At 66.4% G+C, this 2,771-nt stretch carries 5 protein-coding genes and 1 pseudogene; 5 read left to right on the top strand and 1 reads right to left on the bottom strand.

What is annotated here, in order from left to right; translation table 11 throughout:
- From AB6A66_RS17270 to AB6A66_RS17290, 5 genes and pseudogenes are all read left to right on the top strand, one after another.
- Positions 1-259, top strand: a pseudogene (locus tag AB6A66_RS17270) (DNA methylase); the annotation flags it as partial.
- Positions 259-1,254 carry a DNA cytosine methyltransferase gene (locus AB6A66_RS17275; protein ID WP_371056869.1) on the top strand — a complete coding sequence of 332 codons (996 nt, stop codon included), beginning with the start codon at positions 259-261 and terminating at the stop codon, positions 1,252-1,254. The pseudogene AB6A66_RS17270 and the gene AB6A66_RS17275, both read left to right, overlap by 1 nt.
- A complete protein-coding gene (locus AB6A66_RS17280; protein ID WP_371056870.1) occupies positions 1,251-1,493 on the top strand; it encodes a hypothetical protein in 243 nt (80 codons plus the stop codon). Before AB6A66_RS17275 ends, AB6A66_RS17280 begins: the two co-directional genes overlap by 4 nt.
- Positions 1,494-1,579: 86 nt before the next feature.
- On the top strand, positions 1,580-2,056 hold the full coding sequence (locus AB6A66_RS17285; protein WP_371056871.1) for a DUF1203 domain-containing protein: 477 nt from the start codon (positions 1,580-1,582) through the stop codon (positions 2,054-2,056).
- A gap of 69 nt (positions 2,057-2,125) precedes the next feature.
- On the top strand, positions 2,126-2,536 hold the full coding sequence (locus AB6A66_RS17290) for a VOC family protein (protein ID WP_371056872.1): 411 nt from the start codon (positions 2,126-2,128) through the stop codon (positions 2,534-2,536).
- Positions 2,537-2,623: 87 nt separating this feature from the next.
- On the opposite strand, the gene AB6A66_RS17295 is transcribed toward AB6A66_RS17290, so the two are convergent.
- A partial coding sequence (locus tag AB6A66_RS17295; protein ID WP_371056873.1) for a DUF3489 domain-containing protein occupies positions 2,624-2,771 on the bottom strand: 148 nt, incomplete at its 5' end.

Raw genomic sequence — 2,771 nt, forward strand, 5'->3', positions numbered from 1 at the left:
CGGCATCCCGATGCGCCAGCACGTTGCGCGCGGCGGACTCTGCTACGAGCCGTTCTCGGGTTCCGGCTCGCAGATCATGGCGGGCGAGGCAAACGGCCGCCGCGTCTTCGCGATGGAGATCAGCCCCGCCTATGTCGACGTGGCGGTGGAGCGCTGGCAGGCCGAAACTTGCCGCGACGCGATCCTCGACGGCGACGGCAGGACCTTCGCCGAGGTGAAGGCGGAGCGGCTGGGCGACAAGGCCGATGCCGCCGCCTGATGGCCGTCTACTACAACGATGCCGATCCCGCGGCCTGCGCATGGCTGCGGGAGCTGATCGCGGCCGGGCTGCTGCCTGACGGCGAGGTGGATGCGCGGTCCATCCTCGAAGTGGAGCCGGCCGACCTGCGCGGCTTCACCCAATGCCATTTCTTCGCCGGGATCGGCGGCTGGCCCTATGCGCTGCGACTCGCAGGCGTGGCCGAGGAAATGTCCGTCTGGACCGGCTCGCCACCCTGCCAGCCCTTCAGCCAGGCCGGGCAGCGCAAGGGACAGGACGATGACCGCCATCTCGCGCCCGCTTTCCTGCGGCTCGTCGCCGCCTGCCGACCCGGGCTCGTCTTCGGCGAGCAGGTCGCAAGCGCGGCAGTGCTCGGACCGGTTGGCGGTGCGGCTCGAACAGCGGCTGAAGGTCCGGCTGGCTGGGCGTGGTTCGACGCTGTGGCGGCTGGGCTGGAAGCAGCATCTTACGCCGTCGCGGCGGCCGATCTGCCGGCTGCGGGCATCGGTGCGCCTCACATCCGCCAGCGGCTGTTCTTCGGCGCCGTCGCCCTTGAACCGGGTGGGCTGGGCGACGGCCTCGGCGCGGGATCACAAGGACGGGTCGGAATGCCCGGCGGTTCCGATCAATGCACTGCTCGGCCGGCAGGTCTGGCTGGCGGGTTGGCCGACGGCGATGGCGGGCTCGCCTGCGACGGAGCGCTACAACGCGGCCGGCAACACCGATGCGAGCCGCAGGACGGTGAAGCTGGTCGACTGGTCGAAGGCGCCGACCCTGTCGGGACCGATGCGACGGACAGCGTCTGGAGCGATCTTGACTGGCTCCTTTGCCGGGATGGCCGCTGGCGGCCCGTTGAACCCGGAACATTCCCGCTGGCTGATGGGATACCCGGCCGCATGGGGCTCCTGCGGGGCTACGGCAATGCGATCGTTCCGCCGCTCGCGGCGGAGTTCGTGACGGCGTTTCTGGAGTGCCTGCCGGATGGGCTGCGATGAAGCAGAGCCGGACCATGTCGATGCTCGAGGCCACGGCAAACGTTGTCGTCGGCTACGTTTTGGCCATCGCCACGCAGATCGTGGTGTTCCCGTGGTTCGGGATCGAGACGGGCCTCGCGGAGCACATGGCCATCGGTCTGGCCTTCGTCGGCGTCTCGCTGGCGCGGGGTTACCTGCTGCGACGGCTGTTCGAGGCGATCCGGGTCGGGGAGTGGCGACGTTTCCGGCGACGGCCATAGGTGGGCCCCAAAGCGCAGGAACCGGGTCGCCCTTCAGGATAGGGTTGCCTAGTCTCGACGCGGACACAAGTACGGAGACCGGGGTGATGACGTTTCAGATCGAGGCACTGGATCATGCAAAGTTCACACACCTGTTCACCCTCTCGAGCGACGAACTGGCCGCCCGCCGCGCCGTCCGTGTCGTGGCCGATGCGAGCCCGGGCTTCCCTTGTCGGGTGAGCCTGCAGGATGCCGAGATCGGCGAGACCCTGATCCTTTTCAATTACAGTCATCTGGACGTCCAATCCCCCTACGCGGCCGCACACGCGATTTTCGTTCGCGAGCTTGCCCGACAGGCGCATCCGAAACCGGGCGAAGTCCCGGAGGTACTGTCTTCGCGGCTGCTATCGGTCAGGGCGTTCGATGCGCGCGGGTTCATGGTCGATGCCGACGTGATCGACGGTGGAGACCTCGGGCCCAGGCTCGAGCAGATGTTCACAGACCGGGGCGTCGCCTTCATCGACATCCATAATGCGAAACCCGGCTGCTTCGCGGCACGCAGTGTCAGGGCGCCTGCTGACTGATGGCTCGGGGATCGGCCGGCGTCGGCAGTCACCGCAGGTCGTCTGGGTCCGTGTCGCTACGAGTTTTACATGCCTGATCGCGTTGCACTATTTTCGCTTCTTGTCCCCGACTACGATGAAGCTCTGGCGTTTTTCCTGCGCATCGGGTTCGAGTGCCGTGAAGATTCCGATCTGGGAAACGGAAAGCGTTGGGTAAGGATTGCCCCACGCGGCGGCGAAACCGAGATCCTGCTCGCGCGCGCAGTCGGTGATCGTCAAAATGCGGCCATCGGCCAGCAGGGCGGCGGTCGGGTCTGGCTCTTTCTGCAAACTGCCAACTTCGAGGAGGACTACCTGCGCATGCAGGCTGAAGGCGTTGTTTTCGAATCTGCTCCGCGTGATGAGCCGTATGGGCGCGTTGTGGTTTGGGTCGACCCTTGGGGAAATCGCTGGGACCTTATCGAGTACGCCGACGTACATCGGAACCGGACCGGCAACTGACGGGCGGTTGCAGTTTCTCGATCCCCGCTTCGCATGACGAGAAACTGCCGCCCCCAAGGGACGGCAGCGATGAACTGGTCGGGTGGGTCACTCGGCGGGGAGTTTGTACACGCGCCCCCGGTTTTCGACCTTCTCCGAGGTCACCTCGAGCCCGAGCTTCTTCTTGAGCGCGCCGGCGAAGGCACCTCGGACCGTATGTGGCTGCCATCCAGTGGCTTCGGCGATCTCGTCGATC

The organism is Rhodosalinus sp. K401, from assembly GCF_041365735.1.
Lineage (GTDB): Bacteria > Pseudomonadota > Alphaproteobacteria > Rhodobacterales > Rhodobacteraceae > Rhodosalinus.